This is a genomic window from Rhodococcus sp. 05-2255-3B1, from assembly GCF_002258545.1.
Lineage (GTDB): Bacteria > Actinomycetota > Actinomycetes > Mycobacteriales > Mycobacteriaceae > Rhodococcoides.
In genome coordinates, this window is sequence record NZ_NOZC01000020.1 from 67562 (window position 1) to 91553 (window position 23992).

Consider the following 23992-nt stretch of genomic DNA (forward strand, 5'->3'; position numbering starts at 1 on the left):
ACATGCGTAGTCAGTCCGATCGACCCGTTCCGCTCGGTCCCGACTCACTCACCTGGAAGTATTTCGGCGACTGGCGGGGCATGCTGCAGGGCATCTGGGCAGGGTCGATGCAGAACATGCACCCAGGCCTCGGTGCCGGGGTGGAGCAGCATTCGACGTTCTTCGACGAGCGTTGGCAGCGTCTCTACCGATCCCTGTATCCCATCGGTGGGGTGGTGTTCGACGGAGACCGCGCCGAGCAGACCGCGCTCGAAGTGCGTGGCTATCACACGAACATCAAGGGAATCGACGCCAAGGGCCGCAAGTACCACGCCCTCGATCCCGACACCTTCTACTGGGCGCACGCCACCTTCTTCATGGGCACGGTGCTCACCGCCGACCACTTCATGGGCGGGCTGACCGAGGAACAGAAAGTGCAACTGTTCGACGAGCACGTGCAGTGGTACCGCCTGTACGGCATGAGCATGCGTCCGGTGCCCGCAACCTGGCCCGAGTTTCAGAAGTACTGGGACCACATGTGCCGAAACGTCCTGGAAGACAACATGGCTGCCCGCGGGGTGCTCGACCTCTCGAAGCTGGGACCACCGCCCTACGCGGCGTGGCTGCCGGAACGAGTGTGGGCGGTGCTGAGGCGTCCGGTCGCGGCGTTGTTCGTGTGGATCACCGTCGGGCTCTACGACCCGCCGGTGCGCGAGCTCCTCGGCTACCGCTGGTCCGCGCGGGACGCGCAACGGTTCGCGTTGTTCGGTAAGGCAGTGAACCTGCTGTTCGGGCTGGTGCCACCGCGCCTCCGCCTGCATCCGCGGGGGCGGGCCGGATGGGATCGCGCCCGGGGTCGGACTCCGGCGACATCACCGCTGGTGCACACGCCGGCCCGAAATCTGCCACCGGTCGAGCGCCGATCGGACCCGTCGCACTACAGCCCCAATGTGTAGATCGACGAGCTCCGGGTACAGCGGGGGGTATGTACAACGTCAGAACCGGAACCGGTAAGCCGCTCGTCCTCGTGCACGGGCTCGGGTCCTCGCACCGTAACTGGGATCCGATCGTCCCCGCCCTGGCCGCACACCGAGAGGTCATCGCCCTCGATCTGCCGGGATTCGGGCAGACCCCGCCGCTGCCCGAGGTCTCCATCGCCTCGCTCACCGACGCTCTGCGCACGTACCTCGACGACGAGGGCCTGTCCGACGCAGATCTCGTCGGCAGCTCGATGGGCGCGCGCATGGTCGTCGAGCTCGGCCGCCGTGGTCACCGAGGGTCGATGGTGGCCCTCGATCCCGGCGGCTTCTGGAACGACCGCCAGGTCAAGATCTTCGGAGCCACCATCACGGCGTCGTTGGCGCTGATGAAGAACGTGCAGCCGCTGGTGCCGTTCCTTGCCGGTAATCCGGTGACGAGAACGGCTGCGCTGGCTCAGTTCTCGGCTGCGCCGTGGAAGTTGCCGAGCGGATTGGTGGAGCGGGAGCTGAAGGGCTTCTCGGCCAAGACTTCACCCTCGCTGGACGCCGCCCGCAAGGCCTTGATCCACGGGCCCAAGCAGATCGGTGCGCCGAAGGGGACGTTGCAGGGGTCGCTGCTCATCGGCTGGGGTCGCCAGGACAAGGTGACGCTGCCCAGCCAGGCGAAGGTGGCGCTGGAGCGATTCCCCGACGCCACCCTGCACTGGTTCGAGAAATGTGGACACTTCCCGCACTGGGATCAGCCGACCGAGACCGCGCGGGTCATCCTGCGGGCGACCGGTCGCTAGCTCCCACGTGAGTGGAACTTCGTAGCCTGCTACGAAGTTCCACTCACAAGGCTCAGCCGTTCCACCACGGCCGCAGGGGAACATTCGCCTGACCCTTCGGCCCGAGTTTGACCGCCAGAACCTGGTGCAGCTGAACCACATTGCGCTCGAATCCCAACCGGGAGCCGGCCATGTACAGGCCCCAGACGCGGGCTGTTCCCTCACCGGCCTCGGCGACGCACGCATCCCAGTTCCCGACGAGGTTCCGGCACCATCCGGCGAGGGTCAGCGCGTAGTGCTCGCGCAGGTTCTCCTCGTGCCGCACCTCGAGTCCGACGTCCTGGATCTCGGTGATGATGCGGCCCGAGCCGGTGAGCTCGCCGTCGGGGAAGACGTAGCGGTCGATGAAACTGCCTGCCTTGGCATGCGCGCGATTGTCCGGACGGGTGATCGAGTGATTGAGCAGTCGGCCTCCGTCCCGCAGCTTGGACTGGATGAACGCGAAGTACGACGGGTAGTTGTGCACGCCGATGTGCTCGGTCAGTCCGATGGACGAGACGGCATCGAAATTCGTTTCGGGCACGTCGCGATAGTCGGAGAAGCGCACCTCGGCGAGGTCGGAGAGACCCTCGTCGTCGATGGCCTTCTGTGCCCACGACGCCTGCTCCTGAGAGAGCGTCACGCCGATGACCTTGACGCCCCTGCGCGCGGCGTAGCGCACCATCGAGCCCCAACCGCAGCCGATGTCGAGCAGACGATCACCCGGCTTCAGTCCGAGCTTGTCGAACACCAGACGGTACTTGTTCTCCTGCGCTGCTTCCAACGATTGATCTGCGCTCTCGAACGCCGCACAGGTGTAGGTCATCGAGGGGCCGAGCACCATCTCGTAGAAGGCATTGGACACGTCGTAGTGGTGGTGGATCGCCTCTGCATCGCGAGTCTTGGAGTGGCGCAGACCTTCCGCGATGCGACGCCACCGCGGAATCGCCTCCTGAGGCGGGGGAGCGATGGGCCGCAACACATCCCAGCCGAGCGAACGGGCGATCGACGTCAGTGTCATCGCCGAGGGGCGACGGAAGTGCAGTTCGTCTCCCATCAGTGCCAGCAACTCGTAGGGATCGCCCGGATGAACGCCCGTTGCTTCCAGATCACCCGAGACGTACGCGCGCGCCATGCCGAGATCGCCGGGAGCGGTTGCGAGATAAGTGGTTCCGCGAGGGCTCTTGAGGTTGAGGCCGATTCTCGCGTCCTCGGGTCCTGCGGTGCTGCCGTCGTATGCGGTGAAACGCAGTGGGATGTTGCCGTCGGAGATCAGTTCCAGAATCTCGGAGATCTTGAGCTTCTGGGCACCGCTCACCGTGCGATTGCCGGAGTCCTTGAACGTCGTCATCTGCGTTGCACCGCCTTCGAGTACAAATCCAACAATCGGGATTCGGGATCGTATTTCTTCTTGAGCTGTGTGTATCTCTCGCCGCCGTACAGCACGGCGAATTCATCCTGGGTGTAGTAAGCATCCGAGTACAGCGATTTATGCCCGTCGAACTCGGTCACCTTCTTCTCGATGGCGCGGTTCGCGGCACCCTCGGGTTCGCCTGCAACGATCGGGACCGACGACCAGAAGCCGATGTTGACGTAGGTGCGTTTCGGTTCGAGTGGATACAGCGGCCACGGCCGGGCCGGATTCGCACCTGGCGCGGCAGGCTCGCGAAGGCGCAACGGGCACAACCACAACGGCTCGATCGGGATGTTGTCGAGGAACCACGCCACGAAGCCGGCGGTGTGTTCGATCGGAACCTCGACGTCCTGTACGACGCGTTCGCGTGGCGGATTTCCCTTGCGCTTCTCGAGTCGATCGGCAATGTCGTACTTGCGATCGAAGCCGATGAGCTTCCAGTAGAAACTACTGCGCCGGTACCTGCGTGGCCAGAAGCGTCGAATTCTCGGGTTCTGTGTTCCGAAGGCCCGGGAGCACCAGAACCAATCGGTGTCCCAGCGCCACAGGTAGTCGTGAACGGTGAGGCGGTCGGTCTTCGGTGTGTCCGACGCGTGCTGGATCGAGCGATAGAAGATGTCGGCACCGGTGTAGTCGCTGACCGGTCCCGGTTCGTCGGTCTGAACGCCGAGGGTGAGGTAGCTTTCGTCGGCGCTGAACACCACACCGTCGAGGTACTGAACCTCGATGCCGTCGTACTCGCGCTGTTCGACGATGGTGTCCATCGTGGACTGGAGGGTGTCGAGATCGTGAAATCTCAGGTGGCGCAACGCGACATACGGCAGCACAGGTTCGAGCTGAATCCGCAGTCGAGTGGAGTAGCCCAGGGTGCCGTACGAGTTGGGAAAGCCCCAGTAGAGATCCGAGTGTTCGCCCTCCGGTGTTGCGGTGACGATCTCGCCGCTGCCGGTGAGTACGTCGATCTCGAGCACCGATTCGTGGGGAAGTCCACTACGAAACGACGTCGACTCGATACCGAGTCCGGTGACGGCTCCACCGAGGGTGATCGTCTTGAGCTGCGGGACGACGAGGGGCGCGAGACCGTAGGGAAGCGTCGCGTCGACCAGGTCCTCGTACGTGCACATGCCGGCGACATCGGCTGTACGCGAGTCGGGATCGACGGAGATGACCTTGCTCAGGCCCGACACGTCGAGCCCCGGCGTGGTGGTGGTCGTCCTGGCCCGGAACAGGTTGGACGTCTTCTTCGCCAGACGCACCGTCGCATCGGTCGGAATCGCGCGGTAGCTGCGAAGCAGCTGCTCGACACCCGACCGGTGCGCTGCGTAACCGCTCTCCCTCGGTTCTGGCCGTCGTCCGAGGAGAGCATTCACTGAAGCCACATTCAGACGCTATATCTCGTACCGCACGGTATCCACCGGCATCGGCGTCCGACCGGTGAAACTTCACGCAACTGTTGCCGAATCCGGGTGAGGAATCGGAGTAAATCGGACAAATGGTTGCGTCATGCATGTGGTTTGCGCCTCCAGAATTGTTCTGTGAAGCGCATCACACATGAGTCGGCGCGATGTCGAACGTGGTCCCGGAGAGAGGCAGGATGGATACACATCCCGTCCGCTAGAGAAGGAGTACGTCTTCGTGGCTCAGGTCAGTGCATCCAGTTCCGCCACCATCGCCGCCACACCGGATCGGGTGCTCGCCGCGCTCGCCGACTACGAGACGGTGCGCCCACGCATCCTGCCCGAGCAGTACCGCGACTACGAGGTGGTCCAGGGCGGGCAAGGAGACGGAACCGTGGCCACGTGGACCTTGCAGGCCACCGAGAAGCGAGTGCGCAACGTCGCCGCGACCGTCACCGTCGCCGGGTCGACCATCACCGAACGCGACGCCAATTCCTCCATGGTCACCACCTGGTCGGTCGCCCCGGAAGGCGCAGGCACCACGGTCACCACGACGACCGAATGGAAGGGTGCAGGCGGAATCGGCGGATTCTTCGAGAAGACCTTCGCACCTCTCGGACTGAAGAAGATCCAGGCCGCGACGCTGGAGAACCTGCGTCGCGAGTTGATCTAGACCCGCTCGAAGTCGGGAGCCTGGATGAGCGCCAGAGTCCCGACCACGACGGTGCGCATCGACCACAGGAACATCCCGTCGGGCCCACGGTCGACCGTGTCGTAGGCCCCGGGCAGGGTGTCGAGGTCGGTGCGCGCCGCGATCGCGTCGTCGTACTCACGATCGCGTCGGGCATCGTTGTAGACCATCTCCGCCAAGGCCAGAGCGTGCTCGACGACGGTGATGACGGCCCAGGTCGCCTGCTTCGGAGTGAGGTCGTAGCGCAGTCGGTAGCGCGTTTGGACGGCGTCGGCCATACGAAGAGCATCGATCGAGCTGGGAGTCAGGCCGATCAGATACTCCGCGATCCCGGGGTTGGAGTGAACCAACTCGCGCATCGCGGAGGCGAGTGTCAGCAACGCGTCGTGCATCGATTCGTCGTCGGCGGGGAGCGGCGGGGACCAGCGGCGCAGAATCTCCTCCGCCACGAGGGCCTTGAGGGCGCACAGATCGTCGATGTTGTTGTAGATCGCGACAATCGAGACGCCCAGGCTCTCGGCCACGGACTTCACCGTCACCTTGGGCAGAGTCAGCGCAATACCGGCCTCGGCCATGGTCTCGGGCGTCACCCGACGCTTGCGAGGGGACTGGCGTCCTTCGGGGGCCGCCGACTGATCCATTCCACGAGACTACGGGCGCTCAGTACTGACGGATGTTCAGGCGCGGGGCTCTAGAATCGCATCGTGTCCTTCTCGTCCGCACTACCCGCGACTGACGGTGATCGGACGCTGGTCGAACTGGCCAGGCAGACAATCGATTCATCGACGGATGCGGGACCTGATGAGGACGGCATCCACACGATGGGTGCGGCGGTGAGAGTGGCGGACGGCCGAACCTTCGCCGGGGTGAATCTCTATCACTTCACCGGTGGCCCGTGCGCAGAGACCGTCGCGCTTGCAGCGGCTCGGGCCGCCGGTGCGACCGAGCCGACTCACATCGTGGCGGTCGGTAACCACGGGCGCGGAGTGAAGAGCCCGTGCGGCAAGGATCGTCAGATCTTTGCCGACCTCTATCCCCTGATGCGCGTGATCATCGATTCGCCCGACGGCCTCGTCAGCGTTCTCGCCGGCGAACTCCTCCCCGCCGGATACGACCATCGCGCGGAGCAACGCTGATTCTCGTTACCGAGGGCGAACCGTCGTGCGGCATCGCCCGAAGGCACTGCGCTGAGTGTCCACTATTCGTCACCGCAGGCGCGATCCCGTGTCTGCCGCGAAATTGTAGACACTAAGGTCGGTATGTCGATTCGACGCGCAGTGAATCACAGCGATCCACGGTGCGGCTACGCTTGAGTTCGCTTCGACCCACGCGAGAGGACGGCACAGTGCAACCCGGTGAACAGCCCGACATGGCATCGATTCTGCAGCAGGCCCAGCAGATGCAGCAGCAGTTGATGGCGGCGCAGGCCGAGATCGCGGAAACCGAAGTGACCGGCCAGGCGGGCGGCGGACTCGTCGTTGCCACCGTCAAGGGAACCGGTGAGGTGGTCGGCCTGACCATCGATCCGAAGGTCGTCGATCCCGACGACGTCGAGACTCTGCAGGATCTGGTGATCGGTGCGATCGCCGATGCGTCGAAGGCAGCTCAGAACGTAGCGAGCGAGAAGCTCGGCCCTCTCGCCGGTGGTCTCGGCGGCGGCTCACTCGGACTACCCGGCTTCTAGGCGAGAAGAGTGTACGAAGGTCCGGTTCAGGATCTGATCGACGAACTCGGTAAGTTCCCCGGGGTCGGTCCGAAAAGCGCTCAGCGCATAGCCTTTCACCTCCTCGGCGTCGAACCTCCCGAGGTGGACCGGTTGATGCGCGCGCTGCAGCGCATTCGTGACGGTGTGCAGTTCTGCGTCGTGTGCGGCACGGTCTCGGACAAGGAGCTGTGCCGAATCTGCTCGGACTCGCGGCGTGACCGATCCATGATCTGCGTCGTCGAAGAGCCCAAAGATGTTCAGGCCGTGGAACGTACGCGAGAGTTCAAGGGCCGCTACCACGTGCTCGGTGGGGCGCTCGATCCACTGAACGGAGTGGGACCGGATCAGCTGCGTATCCGAGAGTTGTTGACTCGCGTGGGAACTCAGGACGACGGTGTCGACGTCACCGAGGTCATCATCGCCACCGACCCCAACACCGAGGGCGAAGCAACGGCCACGTACCTGGTGCGCATGATGCGTGATTTCCCCGGCCTGGCCATTACCCGCCTCGCCTCCGGCCTGCCCATGGGCGGAGACCTCGAATTTGCCGATGAACTGACGCTGGGCCGCGCGCTGACCGGCCGTCGGCGTATGTAGAGCGGCTTCGCCGCACGTGCACGAAACTTCGTAGCAGGGGTCGAATTTCTGCTCACGACCCGGAGTTATGCACAGCCTGTGGATGGATCCTGACGCGGTCATCGCAAACCGGCGATCCTGAGGTCTATGAAGACGAGACCAGCGGGTACCTGGCAACGAATATTGGACGAGCAGCACGGAATCATCACCACGAAGCAGATGTACGAGAACGGCGTCAACAAGGACTCGATCGATCACTGTGTGGAAACGGGTCAGTGGCTGAGGGTGTTTCGTGGAGTCATCTCGGTGACCAACGGGCCGCTGACTCGTGAGATGCAGCTGTCGGCAGCGTTGCTGTACGCGGGCCGCGGCGCACTGCTCAGCCACGCCAGTGCGGCCGAGGAATGGGGGTGGATTCAGCCTGGACCAGGCCCCATTCACGTCACTGTTCCCTACGGATGCTCGGCGACCAGCAGGCCACCGACGATGCGGCACGCGAAGCAGAACTTCACCTCGGAAAGCAATGAACAAATCCATCCCGGGGTCGTCGTCCATCGTTTCCGTGCCATGGGACACATCGGTGTCGAGACGAATCCGGCGCGGACGAGCATCGCCGACACCGTGCTCGACCTGGCCGTCGCAGAGTCATCGTCGAGGATGGCGACGATCGCGTTGGTCTCGGCCATGTCCTCGGGTGGTGTGAACGTCGCAGCTATGACGCGCAAGATCGAAGCTCGGCGACCGATGCGTTACTCGAAGCCGATTCTGCACACCCTGGCGCTGATGCGCGACGGCGTCCATTCTGCACTCGAGCACCGCTACGTTCTCGACGTAGAGCAGGCGCACGGTCTTCCGGCTGGACAGCGACAAGCTCCGGTATTCGTCGACGGCCGAAAGATTTCGAGGACATTCGCTACGAGATCTGCGATCTCATTGTCAGGCTGGACGGCCAGGCCTTCCACTCGGTCAAGCAGCGTCGATTTCGCGATCGCCGACGTGACAATGCAGCGGAGCTACGGAATCTACCCCGCCTGGTATACGGGTGGCACGAAGTGACCCAGGACCCGTGCGGTGTGTACCGGGAGGTTCGTGAGGTGCTGGTCAGAGAGGGGTGGAACGACGCATCATTTCCGTGTGAACGGTGCGCCTTGTGAGTGCAAATTCGTAGTGGGCTACGAATTTTCGTTCACGTGCGGCGGAGCCGCTCCTCGCGCAATCGAGCCACCTCGGGCAACTCGAGTGGAGCGAGAGTCGTACCCAATGCGCGCTCCAGCAGATAGTCCGCCAACTCCGGGTTTCGGGCCAGTACCGGTCCGTGCATGTAGGTGCCGATCACGGACCCTTGCACGACGCCTTCGCGTCCGTCGCCGACACCGTTGCCCACACCGTGGGTGACCTTGGCCAAGGGGGATGCATCCAGGCCGAGAGTCGTTCCGCCGCGATGGTTCTCGAAGCCGGTGAGCTTCTGAGTGAGGCCGTCGAGTGCAGGCTCTGTGACGACCTCACCGATGGACCGAGTTGCCTGCGGTGCTGTGGTCACGTCGAACAGGGAGATACCGTCCACGCGTTCGCCGGCGGAGGTTTCGTACCAGTGACCGAGGACTTGGATCGCGGCACAGATCGCGAGCACCGGCACCCCGCGGGCAGCCGCGTTCTGCAGTCCCGGGTAACGGGTGAGGTGACGGGTCGCGAGGCGTTGGGCCGAATCCTCGGCTCCGCCAAGGGTGTACACGTCGAGTGAATCGGGAACCGGGTCGTTCAACGTGATCTGTACGACCTCGGCGTCGATGTCTCGCATCCGCAGTCGCTGTCGCAGAATGAGTGCGTTGCCGTTGTCGCCGTAGGTGCCCATCACGTCGGGCAGGACGAGGCCGATGCGAACGGTGGACTCAGACATCTTTCACCTCACGTGCCAGCGCTCGCCCGAGATCGCGGAACGCGGTGTAGTTGGCCAGCACTTCGACGCGTCCCGGCGGACAGGACGCGATGGCCCGCAACGGATCTGCGATGGTGGTGTGCTGCGAACCGGCGTACAGCAGACGCACCCCGAGGTCGGTCGCGCGCTCACCGGCGGCCACGACGGCGACGTTCTCGAAGTGCTCGAAGCGGACGTCCCACAGCCACGACAGGTCTTCGCCGTCGGGTACCTGACCGTTGACGGCGATGACGAGACCGTCACAGGTGGGATCGATCATCGACAGTGCTTCCTGCCAGCCGGCGGGGTTCTTCGCGAGAAGCATTCGGACGGAATGCGATCCGTACTGGACGGTGGAGTAGCGCCCGGCCACCTCGTCGACGCTCGACGCGGCCGCGACCGCATCTTCCGCGCTCGCGCCCAGGGTCACTGCGGCGGCGACGGCTTGGGCTGCGTTGCCGCGGTTGGCTTTTCCGGGCAGAGACAGCTTCATCGGTAGGACGAGTCCATCGGGTCCGTAGAGATTCTCGTCGTCGAGCCACCAATCCGGCGTCGGACGCTTGAAGTCACTACCGGTGCTGTACCAATGCTCGCCGTCCCACACGATGGGTTCGCCGGTGCGCGGGCCGCTGACCGAGTCGCCTGCCCATCCACCCCCGGCCGCGACCCAGACGACGTTCGGTGCGTCGAAGGCGGCGGAGGTGACGAGGACATCGTCGCAGTTGGCGATGACGACGGTCTCGGGGTGCCGGGCCAGGCCCGCGCGCAGTTTGCGTTCGATCATGTTGATCTCGCCCACACGGTCGAGCTGATCGCGACTGAGGTTGAGCAACACGATGGCCGCGGGATCGACGGCGTCGGACACATGGGGGACATGCAGTTCGTCGACCTCGAGAGCGGCCAGCTCGGCATCGAAATTGGCGTGCAGTGCGGCGACGATGCCGGCGTCCATGTTCGCGCCGTCGGCTTGGGTGGCGACGTCACCGAGGGTGGCCAGCGCCGCAGCCGTCATTCGGGTGGTGGTGGACTTGCCGTTGGTTCCGGTGACGATGACGGTCCGTCGACCTCGGCCCAGTCCGCCGAGGATGTCCGGGTCGATCTTGAGTGCGATCAATCCGCCGATCATCGATCCCTTGCCCCGGCCTGCCTTGCGGGACGCCCAGGTCGCCAGCTCCGCCGCACGCAGTGCCACGCGGCCACGCGCGCTGATACGTCTGCGCTCACCCACTTCAACCATCCGCCGAGTCTGGCACAGAAGAGCGTGCAGTTTCACGTCGGCGGTGGCTGCCCCGGGTCGTTCCGCGGGCTCCACTCCTGCCCCTCACACCGGTACTTTCTCCAGCACCTCGACAGGCCGCCGGACGGCCATACCCCAGAGACATCCCCCGATGACGACAACGCCACCGATCAGCGCGAGCACCGATGGGTTCTCGCCCAGGAAGATCCAGGCACCGGCGATGCCGACGACGGGAACGAGCAGCGAGAACGGCGCGACCAGTCCGGCAGGGTTGCGGCTCATCAGAATGCTCCACAGGCCGCTGCCGACGATCGTGGCAGGGATCACGATGTAGGCCAACGCAACCAGGCCGGGCCAACCCTGCGGGCCGAACGAAGCCGCCAACGCCTGCCAGCCGGTGCTCGGACACTCGACCATCGCCGACAGCGCCAGCATCGGCACCGGCGGCACGACGGTCATCCACAGCATCAGCGTCATCGGCGATTCGGACTTCGCGAGCCGATTCCCCAGGTTGCCGAACGCCCAACCGAGTCCGGCGAGCAGGGTGAGGATCACCGGGAGCAAGGTGGCGTTCTGAGCGCGATCCCACCCGATCAGCGCCATGCCGAGCACGGCGATTCCGATACCGATCGCTTGCCTGCGGGTGACGTGTTCGCGGAGCAGGATTGCGCCGAGAACGACCGTGAACGGCGCGGACGACTGCAGCACGAGCGACGCCAATCCGGTGGGCATACCGGCCGCCATCGCCGCGAACAGGAAGGCGAACTGGAGAAACCCGAACCCGAACCCGTAGAGCAGCAACCACTTCAGAGGCACCTTGGGGCGGGGAACGAACAGTACAACGGGGACGGCGATGACCAGGAACCGCAGCGCTGCGAAGAAGAACGGCGGGAAGTGATCGAGTCCGACGCGAATGGCGAGAAAGTTCAGTCCCCACAGCACGACGACGGTCAGTCCGAGGAGGCGGTCGCGGGTGCTCATGCCGTCCATCGTGACGGCGGCAAATGATCAGCACAATCGAATATATCCGCAGTAATAGTTAAGATTCACTACATGAACGTGGAGCGGCTCCGGATCCTCCGAGAACTGGCAGACCGGGGGACCGTCGCTGCCGTCGCCCAGGCGCTGTCCATGACGCCGTCGGCGGTGTCCCAGCAGCTCAAGCTGTTGGTCAAGGAGGCGGGGGTGACGCTCCTCGAACCTGACGGGCGTCGACTTCGGCTCACCGACGCCGGGCGCGCGTTGGTGCTCAGGACAGATGATGTGTTCGCCGCCCTCGCCCGCGCCGCGGCCGAGATGGATCGATACCGGGCGTCCCCGCGGGGACGCGTCCGAGTTGCGCTGTTCCCGTCCGGTGCCGCGCTGCTGCTGCCCGGGTTGCTGACGCGGTTGGCGAACTCGGACGTCGACATCGACGCCCGAGACGAGGACCTGCCCGCGTCCTCGGTGCCGGAACTGTTGGCGGACTACGACGTGGTGCTCACGCACCGCGACGACCGAGCGCCGACGACCGCGGGCCCGCGCATCGAGGTCACGACCCTGATGCGTGAGCCCATCGATCTGGTGTTGCCACCCGGTCATGTTCTGGCGCAACATGAATCGATAGACCTTCGGGATCTGGTCGACGAACGGTGGATCAGTGTTCGCGGCGGATTCCCGGTCGACGACGTACTGCTCTCGGTGGCCGCCGCCACTGGTGTCGAACCGCGAGTGATGCAGCGAGTGAACGACTTCCGCGTCACCGAGACGTTGGTGGCGGCCGGGCACGGCGTCGCGTTGATGCCGCGCTATGCCGTCGTCCATCCGGGTCTGGTACGCCGAGAACTGTCCGGTGTGCGGGCGGGTCGCATCTACGAGCTCGCAACGCGACCCGATGCCCATCGGCTGCCGGCGATCGCGGCTGTGCTCGACGCGTTCAGGGCCGAAGCGACGTTCAGGACAGGGCTTTGGCCTTCAGCGTCCTGAACTCGTCTTGGTCGATGGTTCCGTTGTCCAGCAACACCTTTGCGTGGGCGATCTCTTCCGACGCCGACCTCCCGGCCACTTCCTTGATGTACTCCTCCTGCTGGTCCTTGGCGTGCTGCAGGGCAGCAACTTGCCGCTTGGCCATGTTGCTGCCGTTCACGATGAGATAGACCAGCGCGGTCAGGAACGGCGCAACGATCAGAAAGAACACCCACAGGGCCTTGACGACCCCGGATGTCTTGTGGTCACGGAAAAGGTCTCCGATGATCGAGAACATGACCATCAGGTACGCGACGAACGCGAATCCGACGATGAGAAGCCAAAGAAAATCCCAGAAAGAGTCCATGGCGAAACTTCCATTCCCTCAAGGTGCCCCGACAGCAGAGTTATTGTCCCACGCGCAGTGTCGCCTCGATGCCGATAAACAGCGAAAAGCCGCCCATTCGCAAGGAATGGGCGGCTGTTCGTCGAGCAGGGGATTTATTTCAGCGCGCGGTTCACGGCCGAGACCACGGCGCGAAGTGACGCGGTGGTGATCGACGTCGCGATGCCGACGCCCCAGACCGTGGTGGCCACACCGGACGGTGAGGTGACCGAGGCTTCGACGTAGGCCGCGGCCTGAGCGTCGTCGCCCGCGGACATGGCGTGCTCGGAGTAGTCGAGGACGCTGACGTCGTAGCCGATGGTCGACAGCGCATCGACGAACGAGGCGAGTGGACCGTTGCCGGATCCGGAGATCTCCTGCTCGACGCCGTCGACCTTGACCGTTGCGGTGATCGTGTCGGTTCCGCCGTCGACCTCGGCAGCCTGTACCGACTGCTTGATGCGCTCGAGCGGACGGATCGGCGTCAGGTACTCCTCGGCGAAGACGTCCCACATCTCCTTGGGCGAGACCTCGCCGCCCTCACCGTCGGTGATGCGCTGGACGGCCTGGGAGAACTCGATCTGCAGTCGACGCGGCAGGTTCAGTCCGTGATCGGACTTCATGATGTACGCGACGCCGCCCTTGCCGGACTGCGAATTGACACGGATGACGGCCTCGTAGGTGCGACCGACGTCCTTCGGGTCGACGGGCAGGTACGGAACCTGCCAGGTGACGTCACCGATGTCCGAACCCAGTTCGTCCGCAGTGACCTTCATCGCGTCCAGGCCCTTGTTGATGGCGTCCTGGTGGCTGCCGGAGAAGGCGGTGTAGACCAGGTCGCCGCCGTAGGGGTGGCGCTCGGCGACGGGAAGTTGGTTGCAGTACTCCACCGTTCGACGGACCTCGTCGATGTTGGAGAAGTCGATCTGCGGATCGACACCGCGGGTGAACAGGTTCAGGCCCAGCGTGACCAGGCAGACGTTGCCGGTGCGCTCACCGTTGCCGAACAGGCAACCCTCGATGCGATCAGCACCGGCCTGGTAGCCGAGTTCGGCTGCGGCAACACCGGTTCCGCGGTCGTTGTGCGGATGCAGTGACAGCACGATGCTGTCGCGACGGTCGAGGTTGCGGCTCATCCACTCGATCGAGTCGGCGTAGACGTTGGGTGTCGCCATCTCGACGGTGGCAGGCAGATTCAGGATCAGCGGCTTGTCGGGGGTGGGATCGATGATCGCGGTGACCGCGTCGCACACCTCTTTGGCGTAGGCGAGTTCGGTGCCGGTGTAGGACTCGGGGGAGTACTCGTAGCGCCAGTCGGTATCGGGGAACTTGGCTGCTTCTTCGAGCACCTTGCGGGCACCGTCGGTGGCGATCTTCTTGATGACGTCACGCTCGGCACGGAACACCACGCGGCGCTGCAGGATCGACGTCGAATTGTAGAAGTGAACGATGACGCTGCGAGCGCCCTCGCATGCGACGAACGTGCGCTCGATCAGCTCGGGACGGCACTGCGTGAGTACCTGGATGGTGACGTCGTCGGGGATCGCGCCGTCCTCGATGATCTCGCGGACGAAATCGAAGTCGGTCTGACTGGCAGACGGGAAGCCGACCTCGATCTGCTTGTAGCCCATGCGCACCAGCAGGTCGAACATGCGGCGCTTGCGGGCCGGGCTCATCGGATCGATCAGCGCCTGGTTGCCGTCGCGCAGATCGACTGCGCACCACTGCGGCGTCCGGTCGATGATCTTGTCCGGCCACGTGCGGTCGGGGAGGGTGATGGGCTCCACTTCCTCGGCGAACGGCCGATAACGGAAGGTGGGCATCGAGGAGTTCTTCTGGGTGTTCCAGGCGGGCTGGTCGCTGGGAGCGGGCCGCGAGGGCGGGGTGATGGTGCGAGATCCCGAGGTGAATGCGTCGGCTGGTGACATGGTCTTCGTCTCTCCGTACAGATCAGAGCAATGTGTTCGACCGGCGCAACGAACCCCGCGACGGGAAGCCAGTCTGGTCTCAGACCCCGTCGCGGCTGTTAAGAAGGAGAGCTCGCAGCATGGGCTGAGTGTACTACCGCCTGCCGACGGCCTACCCCAGGGTTGACGAGTGGAATTCTGTGACCGCCGCGTCGAGTCGACGTTGCCAATGTTCGATGTCATCCGTTCGTCCGACGTCGGTCATCGTCCAACAGTGCGCGAGGAGTTCGTATCCGAGCCGATCGACCTCGGCATGTTGCGACCACACCCGATGCGTCCAGGTTCGATCGTTGTGCGCGGCCTCGGCCCCGGCCTGAGCGGACCCGACGAGCTCGAACTGGACGTCGCGCCGCATGGCGAGAGCTGCCGGCGCGGCCACGTCCTCGGTCCGCAACACCGTCAGCAGATGCGTGCCGAGCGTCAGAACTCGGCCGTCGGACCACAACAATGTGCGACGGAATGCCCCGGGGAGCAGCAGCCACAGCGCCGCGAATGCGAAGGCCACGCCCACCGTCGTCTCCACGATCCGGTCGACGACGATGTCCTCCAGCACAGCCCCGGGATGCGTCAGTGTGCCCATCAGCAGAGCGAGCGGGGTGATGAACGTGACGGCCAACCCGTAGTTCCGCGCCACCGACACCTCGATCGCGAACTGCAGCACCATCAACACCACGATGACGGCCAAGCCGGTCAGCGGGGAGAGATAGATGGCCGAGAACAGGGCGACGCCGGCAAGGGTTCCGCCGAGCCGCTGCAGTCCCCGGTAGGTGCCGTGCACCCGATCGGGACCCTGCTGCAGCACCAGGACGGCACCGAGGATCGCCCAGTCCGGTCGGCTCAGGCCCAGTGCGACGCTGACCCCGCCCGCGGCCGCTGCCGCGCAGAACACGCGCACGGCCGTGGACGCCGCATGAGAATCCCGATGCAGCGAGCGCCGCAATCGATACCCGAGACCGGGCCGAGCCAGCGGCAGCTGATCGGATACGAAGTCGACCGCCCGATCCGGATCCGCCCGCACGGCCGTCGTCGCAGCGAAGGCCCGGTGCGCGTCGAACAATCTCTGAACCAGCGCCGGCCTCGACGACAACCGTGCGGCACCCGCGTCGTACACGGCAGCCCAGGCCGCGTGCAGACGCGCCGCCGCCGCATGACGATCGGCGGCAGACGCCGTCGGCGAACTCGTGTATCTCTCGATCGCGCCCACCGCGGCTCCGACGGCCTCGCGCTCGGGTCCTCGTGGATCCCACAGCACTCCGGACATCGACACCACCAGCGCCGACGCGACACCGACGGCCGCACACACCGCTCCGTGAGCGGCGCTGACGCCGGCTCCGGGAATGTACGACGACACCGCGCACACCAGGACGAAGAAGAACGCCCCCGGCGGTCCGAGTCGCAGCGCGGCGATGACGTAGACCGCGACGAGAGCGAGGAGCGAGAGCAGGGTCACCGGGATCATCCGCGCCCATCCGGTGCTTCCGAGATCGAGCGCCATCTGCCCGGCCGTCGCGCCGAGCCACACCGAGGCCACCAGAGCGCCGCCCGCGGTCAGGACGACCCACCATCGTGAACGGTAGGGGCGGCCCTCGCCGTAGATGACGGCGAAACTGCCCGAGACCACCAGTAGGGCCTCGGTATGGAACCCGAGAACCCACGCCGCGATCGCGGGGACGCCGAACGCCAGTGCCGAGCGCAGTCCACCCGGCCAGCGACGCCCGACGGCGGGGAGCCCGAAGAGCACCCGCAGACCTCGAGGGGGTGGCGGCGGGCGATGCTCGGGAAGGGTCACCCGACAATGTTAGGACAGGCGTATCCGCAGGCGAGCCCCTCTAAAGTCCCAGCTCGGAGCTACCCGGGCCACCGCTCGGGGTGCCGGATCGGTAGGGTAACCCCGGAACAATCGCCCGATTGTCGGCTATCCAGCGGAGGTAAACACGCGTGGCTCTCATCGTCCAGAAGTACGGTGGATCGTCGGTGGGGACCGCCGAACGTATCCGACGCGTCGCTGAACGGATCGTCGAGACCAAGAAGGCAGGCAACGACGTCGTCGTGGTCGTGTCGGCCATGGGCGACACCACCGACGAACTGCTCGACCTGGCCCAGCAGGTGTGCCCGGCCCCGCCGGCCCGCGAGATGGACATGCTGCTCACCTCGGGTGAACGCATCTCCAACGCGTTGGTCGCGATGGCCATCCACTCACTCGGTGCCGAGGCCCGGTCGTTCACCGGCTCCCAGGCGGGCGTCGTCACCACCAGCGTGCACGGCAACGCCAAGATCATCGACGTCACCCCGGGACGCGTGCGCAGCGCCCTCGACGAGGGTTCGATCGTGCTCGTCGCCGGATTCCAGGGCGTCAGCCAGGACAGCAAGGACGTCACCACGCTCGGTCGCGGAGGTTCGGACACCACCGCCGTTGCGCTCGCCGCAGCCCTGAACGCCGACGTCTGCGAGATCTACACCGACGTCGACGGCATCTTCACCGCAGACCCGAGGATCGTGCCCAACGCCCGGCACCTCGACACCGTCTCGTTCGAGGAGATGCTGGAGATGGCTGCCTGCGGCGCGAAGGTGCTCATGCTGCGCTGCGTCGAATACGCCCGTCGCTACAACGTTCCCGTTCACGTGCGCTCGTCGTACACCACGAAACCCGGAACGATCGTCTCCGGATCTATGGAGGACATTCCAGTGGAAGAAGCAATTCTCACCGGCGTCGCACACGATCGCAGCGAGGCGAAGGTCACCGTCGTCGGCTTGCCCGACACTCCCGGTTACGCCGCCAAGGTCTTTCGCGCCGTGGCGGACTCGGAGATCAACATCGACATGGTGTTGCAGAACGTGTCCAAGATCGACACCGGCAAGACCGACATCACCTTCACCTGCCCCAAGGCCGACGGCCCGACGGCAGTGGAGAAGCTCACCAAGCTGCAGGCCGAGATCGGCTTCGCGCAGGTGCTCTACGACGATCACATCGGCAAGGTCTCCCTCGTCGGTGCCGGCATGAAGAGCCACCCCGGCGTCACCGCGACGTTCTGTGAGGCCCTCGCCGACGCCGGCATCAACATCGACCTGATCAGCACCTCGGAGATCCGTATCTCGGTGCTGTGCAGCGACACTCAGCTCGACGAAGCAGTACGCGCGCTGCACGCCGCCTTCGATCTCGGTGGCGACGAAGAAGCGGTCGTACACGCAGGAACAGGACGATAGAAGATGACCACAGTTGCAGTCGTAGGAGCCACCGGCCAGGTCGGTGCCGTCATGCGAACCCTGTTGGAGGAGCGCAACTTCCCCGCCGACACCGTTCGATTCTTCGCCTCCGCTCGCTCGGCCGGCAAGAAGCTGCCGTTCCGCGGCGAGGAGATCATCGTCGAGGACGCGTCCACCGCCGACCTCACCGGAATCGACATCGCGCTGTTCTCGGCCGGTGCCACGCTCTCTCGCGAGCAGGCCCCGCGATTCGCCGCAGCAGGTGCCACCGTCATCGACAACTCGTCGGCATTCCGCAAGGACTCCGATGTCCCGTTGGTGGTCAGCGAGGTCAACCCCGAGGCAGCGAAGAACCCGCCCCGCGGCATCATCGCCAACCCGAACTGCACCACCATGGCCGCCATGCCGGTGCTCAAGGTCCTGCACGACGAAGCCGGCCTGCAGCGTCTGATCGTCTCGAGCTACCAGGCCGTCTCCGGTAGTGGACTCGCCGGTGTCGAGGAACTCGTCACCCAGGCCCGCGCCGTCATCGGCGACGCCGAGAAGCTGGTGCACGACGGCTCGTCGGTCGATTTCCCGGCCCCGAACAAGTACGTCGCGCCCATCGCCTTCAATGTCCTGCCGCTGGCCGGTGCGCTGGTCGACGACGGATCCGGCGAAACCGACGAGGACCAGAAACTGCGCAACGAATCGCGCAAGATCCTCGGCCTGCCCGACCTGCTCGTCAGCGGCACCTGCGTCCGCGTACCCGTGTTCACCGGACACTCGCTGTCGATCAACGCCGAGTTCGCCAACCCGCTCTCGGTGGAGCGTGCCCGCGAACTGCTCGCATCGGCACCGGGCGTGTCGTTGGTCGACGTGCCGACGCCGCTGCAGGCCGCGGGCAAGGACGACTCTCTGGTGGGTCGTATCCGTCAGGACCCGGGCGTTCCCGACGGCCGCGGACTTGCACTGTTCGTCTCGGGCGACAACCTGCGCAAGGGTGCCGCTCTGAACACCATCCAGATCGCCGAACTGCTGGTCTGACCTCGTGCGCGTCGTGCACAGCCGGAGCTACGCACGACGCGCACGACGGGGTGGTCAGTTCAGGCGACGGCCCTCGGCCGAGGCGTCGAAAATGTGGGCGTGGGCCTCGTCGATGCGGACGTGAACGCGATCGCCCTTCTCGGGCGGGCTGCGCCAATCGGCCCGAGCCACAATGGTTTCGGTCCTACCGTTGATGTCTGCGCGGCCGAACACGAACGCCTCGGAGCCGAGCTCCTCCACCACGTCGATCTCGAGAGCAATTCCGCTGTCGGCAATCTCGATGTGCTCGGGCCGAATACCGAACATCACCTCCGTGGCCGACCCGAGAGTCTGCCGCGGAACCGGAACCACCTGATCGGCCAGGCGGACACCGCCGTCGGTAACCGGAGCGTGGAACAGGTTCATCGACGGCGAGCCCATGAACCCGGCGACGAACGCATTGACCGGGGTTCGGTACAGCTCGCGCGGGGTGGCGCACTGTTGCAGCACACCACCTTTGAGCACCGCGACCCGATCGCCCATCGTCATGGCCTCGACCTGATCGTGGGTGACGTACACCGTCGTCGTCCCGAGCCGGCGCTGCAGCTGAGCGATCTGCGTGCGCGTCTGCACCCGAAGTTTGGCGTCGAGGTTGGACAGCGGCTCGTCCATCAGGAACACCTGGGGTTGGCGAACGATGGCGCGCCCCATGGCAACTCGCTGACGTTGGCCGCCCGAGAGTGCCTTGGGCTTGCGATCGAGGTACGGCTCCAGGTCGAGCAGCTTCGCAGCCTCCTCGACACGAGTACGAATGTCCTCCTTGTTCGCCTTCGCCAGCTTGAGGGCGAACCCCATGTTCTCGGCGACGGTCATGTGCGGGTACAGCGCGTAGTTCTGGAACACCATCGCGATGTCGCGATCCTTGGGTTCGGAGTTGGTGACGTCCTTGCCGCCGATGAGGATGCGGCCGGAGTTGACCTCTTCGAGCCCCGCGAGCATCCGGAGCGACGTCGACTTGCCACAGCCGGACGGACCGACCAGAACGAGGAACTCACCGTCCTCGATGTGCAGGTCGAGCTCGTTCACCGCGGGGGCGTCGGAGCCGGGAAACAGCCTGGTCGTACGCTCGAACGTGATAGTTGCCATGACGAAATAGATCCCTCCACCGGCAGGAACGTGCCGGACGATCCGAGTGTGGGGTGACGGCGGGAGCCGACGGGCACATAGTATGGCCCCAATCACAACGAGGAGAGAGGTGGCCGGGTGAGCGGCTCTGTGTCCAGACGAACCGCCCTGCGAGGGCTGGCCGTGGCCGCAGTGGCCGCCGGTGCTGCCGCACTCCCGGTGGCGTCGACGACGCGCCGCGCGCTGGCCGACGACTTCCTCCGGGGCCAGAGCCCCCTGCTGTTCCATTCACCGCCGCTGACGCCGTTCCGGGACGAACTGCCGCGGTTGCCGCTGATCGGCGGCACGGAGATCTCGCTCGACGCGCACAGCTCCACCCACGCCTTCCACGCCGATCTACGGCCCGCGCCCACCTTCGGATACGGCGAGTGCGACTACCTCGGCCCCACCATCGAGTCGCAGACCGGCCAGCCCTGGACGCTGAAGTACTCCAACACCACCGCAGGTAACCCGCTCGCCGCGGACATCGACACCTCGCTGCACGGGATGAGCGAGATGGACCGCACGATGACGCCGACGTCGCTGCACCTGCACGGCAGCATCACCGAGCCGGCGAGCGACGGGCACTCCGAGATGCTGGTGCGCCCGGGCGAGTCGATGACGCACAACTTCCCGGGACTCAACGACGCCGCGGGACTGTGGTACCACGACCACGCCATGTCGATGACGCGCATCAACGTCTATGCAGGCCTGCTCGGCATGAACCTCGTCCGTGATCGGTGGGACACCGGCACATCCGACAATGCGCTCGGGCTGCCCTCGGGTGAGTTCGAGTTGCCGCTGGTGCTGCAGGAAAAGATCATGAATCCCGACGGCAGCATGAGCATCCGCTCCAATATCACCGTGCCGCAAGGCAAATGGGAAGGCGGCGGCACCGGAGACGTCGGCGTCGTCAACGGCAAGATCTGGCCGACGATGGAAGTCGCCCGGGGTATGTACCGTCTACGAGTCGTCAACGCCGGGTCGTACAGCGTGTGGAACCTGTTCTTCACCAACAGGCTTCGCTTCTGGGTCATCGGAAACGACGGTGGATTGCTCGACGCCCCGGTGGAAGCCACCAGCATTCGGCTCGCGCCTGCCGAGCGCGCCGACATCCTCGTCGACTTCGGTGCCGTCGAACCGGGCGCACTGATCGAGCTGCTCAACGACGAGCCGCCACCGGCGCAGGCCGCGTCCCTCGGAGCGGTGCCGATGCCACTGTTCTGCCAGTTCCGCGTCGCGTCCGCAGCCGGGTTCCGCGGCGGGATGCCGTCGTTGCTGCGCGGCGGGAAGGGACAGCCGGATGTGTTGCCGCCGTTGCCGACCCCCACGTTCACGCGAACGGTCACGGTCAACCAGCCGTCCGGTGGGCTGAACCTGGACATGACGCTGATGAACCTGAACAACCTGCGGTACTCGGACCCGGACATCGAGATGCCCGAGCAGGGGACCGTGGAGATGTGGAACATCGTCAACACGACGGTCGAGCCGCACCCGATTCACCTGCACCTGGCGCACTTTCGGACATTGGGACGCATCCCCATCGACCTGGCCGCGTACCAACGCGACTTCCCCCGGCCGACATTCGGTACGAGATGGGCTCCGCCGGTGGAGAGGTTCCTCACCGGTCCATCGGTGCCGCCGGCGGCGTGGGAAGCCGGGTGGAAGGACACCGTCAACACCTACCCTGGCACCGTCACGCAGATCCTGGTCCGATTCCCGACGGCCGACGAACTCGGCTTCGACCCCGACGCCACCTTCGCGGGACCGGCTGCGCACCACGGCGGTCACGACATGAGCGGTCATGACATGGGTGGATCGAGCGAGCTGCAGGGCTACATGTGGCACTGCCACATGCTCGATCACGAGGACCACGAAATGATGCTGCGGTACCGCACCGTCGCTCCGTGACGTAGTTTTTCCGAACCTGTCCGGGGCCGGGAGTTGGTTGCGTTCACCGTCCGGTCGGCTCACACTGACCCTGCCGCACGCTCTCGACAATGGAACGGACCTCGGCCATGACCAGCGGAACGAAATCCGAGCCCTGGGCACTCACCACCGCCCCCGGTACTTCCGAATACACCATGTACCGCGATCCCGACCACGAGCCACCCGCCCTCGTATGTCAGGTGGGGTCGACGACCCTGCGGTACCGCATCGAGGCGGTCGAGGATCTGCACGCGTGGCTCGTCGCCCGCGCCGACTGGGTGTTGCTCGGTGCCGCGGACGAGAAGAAGACGGCTGCTCCTGACACGGTCGAAGCGTGGGGGCGCGCGCCCGACAACCCGGTCGGCGGTTGGTACGGGCTCAGGAATGGATACCGCGGCAGGTTCGGGATGTACCTGCCGCCGCTCCTCGAAGAACTCGGCCTGGCCGAGCTCACCCACAACGCGCGGAACAACAGCATGCGCGCGTTGTAGCGCAGACACCGAGAAACCTGTCGGTGGGTGGGTATAGCTTTCGTGGGGTGAAGACATGGGGGGATGTGTTCGGGCTCGGGGACCAGGAATTGGTCTCCGAGCTCGCCGACGTGTCTTCCCACGAAAACGCCTTGGCCGCAGCGAGATTGACACTGCTCGCCGAGATCGACCGGCGTGGCCTGGCGATGAAACTCGGGCACTCCTCCGTCACCCGCTGGTACGCGAAGTCGGTGCGCATCACCGACGGATCCGCGGCGCGTCAGATGGAACTCGGGCAATGGCTCACCCAATGGCCGAGCGTGCTCGACGCCCTCGCCTGCGGTGACATCCACGCCGCGCACGCCTCGGTGATCGCCGACGGCTACGCCACCGTGGTGGTCGCCGACCCCACCCTCGACGAGCAGCGCCGCGACGCCGTCGTCGCGGAACTGCTCGAGACCGCGATGCGCAGCACCGCCGGGCAGGTCACCGCACGCGCGCAGGCCTTGGCGCATTCTGCGGCGGAGGACGCGCGAGCTCGACACGAGCAGGCCGAGAAGAAACGACTAGAGCAGGAACGGGAGCGCGAGCAAGAGCAGGCGGGCCGAGCCGATGCCGGTGGTTCGAATGATGCCGGTGATGCCGGTGATGCCGGTGATGCTGGTGGTTCGGGTGGGCCCGAACCTGCTGGGCCCGAGCCTGTTTCGTCGGGTCCGCCGCCGGTACCGATGGCGGAGAACCCGAACCTGAACCGGTTCGATATCCATCCTCTGGCCAACGGGCGTTTTAGCGTCGGCGGCGACGTCGACCGGCTGCTGGCCGAGAAACTGCTCACCGCCCTGTCGCCGTTGACGGCTCCGCGGCCGGGCCCGGGTGGGGAACGCGACCCGCGGAGTCCGTCGAAGCGGCGGGCCGATGCACTCGATCGGATCCTCGACCGGCACCTCCGCGGTGGCAGCCGCGGGTCGGCGGGCGGGTCACGGGCGTCGGTGCACCTGATCGTTCCGCTGCGCGACCTGCTCAGCGACCGCAGACACAAGGAAACTGCCAGCGCACCAACGGGTTCGACAACACACTCTACCGGTGCTGACGGCGGCCACCGCGCCAGCGAGAGTGCTGGTGCCCACGGCAACTCACGAACCAGTAATGCCGACGACGGTCCCGATGGTGGTGCTGACGGCGGTCACCGCGTCAGCGAGAGTGCTGGTATCGACGGCGGTTCAC

Annotated in this window: 23 protein-coding genes; 13 read left to right on the forward strand and 10 right to left on the reverse strand. The window is 65.4% G+C overall.

The genetic code is table 11. From position 1 onward, the window contains the following. Positions 1-2: 2 nt before the first annotated feature. Entirely contained in the window at positions 3-935 is a 933-nt protein-coding gene (locus CH249_RS12395) for an oxygenase MpaB family protein (RefSeq protein WP_094682080.1), read from the forward strand. 29 nt (positions 936-964) lie between these two features. Next, positions 965-1747 carry an alpha/beta fold hydrolase gene (locus tag CH249_RS12400; protein WP_094682079.1) on the forward strand — a complete coding sequence of 261 codons (783 nt, stop codon included), beginning with the start codon at positions 965-967 and terminating at the stop codon, positions 1745-1747. 52 nt (positions 1748-1799) lie between these two features. Here CH249_RS12400 and CH249_RS12405 read toward each other — a convergent pair whose 3' ends face one another. Beyond that, positions 1800-3116 (reverse strand): class I SAM-dependent methyltransferase, encoded by a 1317-nt coding sequence (locus CH249_RS12405; protein WP_094682078.1) that lies wholly within the window; start codon positions 3114-3116, stop codon positions 1800-1802. After that, the gene (locus CH249_RS12410) at positions 3113-4558 is read right to left on the reverse strand and encodes an FAD-binding oxidoreductase (protein ID WP_176459423.1); all 1446 of its coding nucleotides are present in this window, start codon (positions 4556-4558) and stop codon (positions 3113-3115) included. The genes CH249_RS12405 and CH249_RS12410 overlap by 4 nt, the downstream gene beginning before the upstream one ends. Before the next feature lie 256 nt (positions 4559-4814). Between CH249_RS12410 and CH249_RS12415 the strand changes: the two genes are divergently transcribed. After that, a complete protein-coding gene (locus CH249_RS12415; protein WP_032395571.1) occupies positions 4815-5249 on the forward strand; it encodes an SRPBCC family protein in 435 nt (144 codons plus the stop codon). On the opposite strand, the gene CH249_RS12420 is transcribed toward CH249_RS12415, so the two are convergent. Then, a complete protein-coding gene (locus CH249_RS12420; protein ID WP_256980435.1) occupies positions 5246-5908 on the reverse strand; it encodes a hypothetical protein in 663 nt (220 codons plus the stop codon). The two genes, CH249_RS12415 and CH249_RS12420, sit on opposite strands and share 4 nt — an antisense overlap. Positions 5909-5971: 63 nt before the next feature. Here CH249_RS12420 and CH249_RS12425 point away from each other — a divergent pair, with 63 nt between their 5' ends. The 4 genes from CH249_RS12425 (at position 5972) to CH249_RS12440 (ending at position 8604) form a co-directional block, all read left to right on the forward strand. Beyond that, positions 5972-6403, forward strand: a complete 432-nt coding sequence (locus CH249_RS12425) for a hypothetical protein (RefSeq protein ID WP_218828365.1) — start codon at positions 5972-5974, stop codon at positions 6401-6403. Positions 6404-6612: 209 nt separating this feature from the next. Beyond that, the gene (locus tag CH249_RS12430; RefSeq protein ID WP_032395293.1) at positions 6613-6951 is read left to right on the forward strand and encodes a YbaB/EbfC family nucleoid-associated protein; all 339 of its coding nucleotides are present in this window, start codon (positions 6613-6615) and stop codon (positions 6949-6951) included. Between the two features lie 9 nt (positions 6952-6960). Beyond that, a complete protein-coding gene (recR, locus tag CH249_RS12435) occupies positions 6961-7569 on the forward strand; it encodes a recombination mediator RecR (RefSeq protein WP_045198346.1) in 609 nt (202 codons plus the stop codon). Between the two features lie 126 nt (positions 7570-7695). Then, the gene (locus CH249_RS12440) at positions 7696-8604 is read left to right on the forward strand and encodes a hypothetical protein (RefSeq protein ID WP_306436622.1); all 909 of its coding nucleotides are present in this window, start codon (positions 7696-7698) and stop codon (positions 8602-8604) included. Between the two features lie 130 nt (positions 8605-8734). Here CH249_RS12440 and CH249_RS12445 read toward each other — a convergent pair whose 3' ends face one another. The 3 genes from CH249_RS12445 to CH249_RS12455 all read right to left on the reverse strand — a co-directional run bounded on the left by CH249_RS12445 (position 8735) and on the right by CH249_RS12455 (position 11681). Further along, the gene (locus CH249_RS12445; protein WP_094632147.1) at positions 8735-9445 is read right to left on the reverse strand and encodes a type 1 glutamine amidotransferase; all 711 of its coding nucleotides are present in this window, start codon (positions 9443-9445) and stop codon (positions 8735-8737) included. Further along, the gene (locus CH249_RS12450) at positions 9438-10700 is read right to left on the reverse strand and encodes a Mur ligase family protein (protein WP_094682101.1); all 1263 of its coding nucleotides are present in this window, start codon (positions 10698-10700) and stop codon (positions 9438-9440) included. The genes CH249_RS12445 and CH249_RS12450 overlap by 8 nt, the downstream gene beginning before the upstream one ends. A gap of 84 nt (positions 10701-10784) precedes the next feature. Beyond that, positions 10785-11681, reverse strand: coding sequence for an EamA family transporter (locus CH249_RS12455; protein ID WP_094682100.1), 897 nt, complete (start codon positions 11679-11681; stop codon positions 10785-10787). 72 nt (positions 11682-11753) lie between these two features. On the opposite strand from CH249_RS12455, the gene CH249_RS12460 reads away from it, so the two are divergent. Beyond that, positions 11754-12665 (forward strand): LysR family transcriptional regulator, encoded by a 912-nt coding sequence (locus tag CH249_RS12460; protein ID WP_094646635.1) that lies wholly within the window; start codon positions 11754-11756, stop codon positions 12663-12665. On the opposite strand, the gene CH249_RS12465 is transcribed toward CH249_RS12460, so the two are convergent. The 3 genes from CH249_RS12465 to CH249_RS12475 form a co-directional block, all read right to left on the reverse strand. After that, positions 12634-13011 (reverse strand): SHOCT domain-containing protein, encoded by a 378-nt coding sequence (locus CH249_RS12465; protein WP_032395289.1) that lies wholly within the window; start codon positions 13009-13011, stop codon positions 12634-12636. The two genes, CH249_RS12460 and CH249_RS12465, sit on opposite strands and share 32 nt — an antisense overlap. A gap of 134 nt (positions 13012-13145) precedes the next feature. After that, on the reverse strand, positions 13146-14957 hold the full coding sequence (gene leuA, locus CH249_RS12470; RefSeq protein ID WP_032395288.1) for a 2-isopropylmalate synthase: 1812 nt from the start codon (positions 14955-14957) through the stop codon (positions 13146-13148). Positions 14958-15108: 151 nt separating this feature from the next. Further along, entirely contained in the window at positions 15109-16785 is a 1677-nt protein-coding gene (locus tag CH249_RS12475; RefSeq protein WP_143544446.1) for an FUSC family protein, read from the reverse strand. 149 nt (positions 16786-16934) lie between these two features. Between CH249_RS12475 and CH249_RS12480 the strand changes: the two genes are divergently transcribed. Together CH249_RS12480 and CH249_RS12485 are read left to right on the forward strand one after the other, a co-directional pair. After that, complete coding sequence (locus CH249_RS12480; RefSeq protein WP_032395287.1) at positions 16935-18200, forward strand: aspartate kinase; 1266 nt, start codon at positions 16935-16937, stop codon at positions 18198-18200. Between the two features lie 3 nt (positions 18201-18203). Further along, positions 18204-19226: an aspartate-semialdehyde dehydrogenase gene (locus CH249_RS12485; RefSeq protein ID WP_032395286.1), complete on the forward strand. Its 1023-nt coding sequence runs from the start codon at positions 18204-18206 to the stop codon at positions 19224-19226. A gap of 54 nt (positions 19227-19280) precedes the next feature. On the opposite strand, the gene CH249_RS12490 is transcribed toward CH249_RS12485, so the two are convergent. Continuing rightward, on the reverse strand, positions 19281-20351 hold the full coding sequence (locus CH249_RS12490; RefSeq protein ID WP_094682075.1) for an ABC transporter ATP-binding protein: 1071 nt from the start codon (positions 20349-20351) through the stop codon (positions 19281-19283). A gap of 117 nt (positions 20352-20468) precedes the next feature. Between CH249_RS12490 and CH249_RS12495 the strand changes: the two genes are divergently transcribed. The 3 genes from CH249_RS12495 to CH249_RS12505 all read left to right on the forward strand — a co-directional run. Beyond that, a complete protein-coding gene (locus CH249_RS12495; RefSeq protein ID WP_094646639.1) occupies positions 20469-22280 on the forward strand; it encodes a multicopper oxidase family protein in 1812 nt (603 codons plus the stop codon). Between the two features lie 89 nt (positions 22281-22369). Further along, positions 22370-22789: a DUF6855 family protein gene (locus CH249_RS12500; protein ID WP_218828364.1), complete on the forward strand. Its 420-nt coding sequence runs from the start codon at positions 22370-22372 to the stop codon at positions 22787-22789. A 47-nt stretch (positions 22790-22836) separates the two neighbouring features. Continuing rightward, positions 22837-23992: 13E12 repeat family protein (locus CH249_RS12505; protein ID WP_256988299.1), on the forward strand; the 1156-nt coding region annotated here is incomplete at its 3' end.

What these genes read in the sequence shown, in the direction of transcription:
- CH249_RS12395 (WP_094682080.1), top strand. Translation starts at nt 3, where the DNA reads ATGCGTAGTCAGTCCGATCGACCCGTTCCGCTCGGTCCCGACTCACTC.
- CH249_RS12400 (WP_094682079.1), top strand. Translation starts at nt 965, where the DNA reads ATGTACAACGTCAGAACCGGAACCGGTAAGCCGCTCGTCCTCGTGCAC.
- CH249_RS12405 (WP_094682078.1), bottom strand. Translation starts at nt 3,116, where the DNA reads ATGACGACGTTCAAGGACTCCGGCAATCGCACGGTGAGCGGTGCCCAG.
- CH249_RS12420 (WP_256980435.1), bottom strand. Translation starts at nt 5,908, where the DNA reads ATGGATCAGTCGGCGGCCCCCGAAGGACGCCAGTCCCCTCGCAAGCGT.
- CH249_RS12440 (WP_306436622.1), top strand. Translation starts at nt 7,696, where the DNA reads ATGAAGACGAGACCAGCGGGTACCTGGCAACGAATATTGGACGAGCAG.
- CH249_RS12445 (WP_094632147.1), bottom strand. Translation starts at nt 9,445, where the DNA reads ATGTCTGAGTCCACCGTTCGCATCGGCCTCGTCCTGCCCGACGTGATG.
- CH249_RS12450 (WP_094682101.1), bottom strand. Translation starts at nt 10,700, where the DNA reads ATGGTTGAAGTGGGTGAGCGCAGACGTATCAGCGCGCGTGGCCGCGTG.
- CH249_RS12455 (WP_094682100.1), bottom strand. Translation starts at nt 11,681, where the DNA reads ATGAGCACCCGCGACCGCCTCCTCGGACTGACCGTCGTCGTGCTGTGG.
- CH249_RS12460 (WP_094646635.1), top strand. Translation starts at nt 11,754, where the DNA reads ATGAACGTGGAGCGGCTCCGGATCCTCCGAGAACTGGCAGACCGGGGG.
- CH249_RS12465 (WP_032395289.1), bottom strand. Translation starts at nt 13,011, where the DNA reads ATGGACTCTTTCTGGGATTTTCTTTGGCTTCTCATCGTCGGATTCGCG.
- leuA (WP_032395288.1), bottom strand. Translation starts at nt 14,957, where the DNA reads ATGTCACCAGCCGACGCATTCACCTCGGGATCTCGCACCATCACCCCG.
- CH249_RS12485 (WP_032395286.1), top strand. Translation starts at nt 18,204, where the DNA reads ATGACCACAGTTGCAGTCGTAGGAGCCACCGGCCAGGTCGGTGCCGTC.
- CH249_RS12490 (WP_094682075.1), bottom strand. Translation starts at nt 20,351, where the DNA reads ATGGCAACTATCACGTTCGAGCGTACGACCAGGCTGTTTCCCGGCTCC.
- CH249_RS12500 (WP_218828364.1), top strand. Translation starts at nt 22,370, where the DNA reads ATGGAACGGACCTCGGCCATGACCAGCGGAACGAAATCCGAGCCCTGG.